Raw genomic sequence first — 959 nt, forward strand, 5'->3', positions numbered from 1 at the left:
GATAGCAGCGATCTCGATCGCCCSKTTGGGCGGCATCTTGCCCTATCGAACCGTTGTGGGGCCATTAGTGGGTGTGGATGGAACAAGAGGGCCGTAATTCCACAACCAAATTACGCATCAGCGTATGGGAAACGATGGTTTCTACCCCGTTGAACGACTTAACGAACCATCGTGGAAACGCTGCAGGTACTCTTTGGGCGATGACTCCACGATGTTTCTTAAACATGCGGTTGAAGCTGGCGATATTGGTATAACCTAATCGCCGACGAAACGTCCTCAATGGTAACCCCTTGAGTGAGCGCATTGACCGCTTGATTACTAAGAACATATCCACAAAACCGTCGAAAAATTTAGCCCTAGCGCATGCAATCGCCGCTGCAGTTGCTGTTCTGACATAGATATCAGTTCCGCAACTCGATTGAGCGTTGGTAAACCAATAATGACAGCTGTAAGTTGACCTAGCTCGTAATCGATTTAGCTCATCGTCAGGTACTGGACATGTGAGTAATCATCCAGATCAGCAAAGTTCATTGCCAGCCGCTTGTTGGCTATTGTTTTTTTCTGCCTAACGGCCAAACGCTCGTCAGAATGAATCCAAACTTCCGTGCGCTTGTGATTCCAACCGATTTCACAACCAAAAAAATCTKRATAACGCTGACGATTTTGTCGTGAGCCTGAAATCATCACCCGTTTTGGGCAAAAGTCTTCACCAAGATATTCACGTAATACTTTGGTCATAAACACTGCGATGCGAATACTATCGTGAACTTTCACATCGGAGTGAATAAACGGATTGTCGTAAGTCCATTTGAGGATGGCGCCAATCTGCGCTCCCGCCAAAAACGCCCCCGATTGCAGACAGCTAACGCCATAGTTGATAGCGGCGGATGGTTGTGGAGAGATCATGCCCCGAAAAAGCAGCGCCCTRCCGCAACCAAATTTTGCTATGTCCACTCCAC

The 959-nt window shown here is 47.8% G+C and carries 1 pseudogene; it reads right to left on the reverse strand.

The features are described from left to right. Window positions 1-141: 141 nt before the first annotated feature. Window positions 142-959 (reverse strand): annotated as a pseudogene (locus CIK04_RS35730) (helix-turn-helix domain-containing protein); the annotation flags it as partial.

The organism is Vibrio sp. 03_296 (assembly GCF_002265885.1).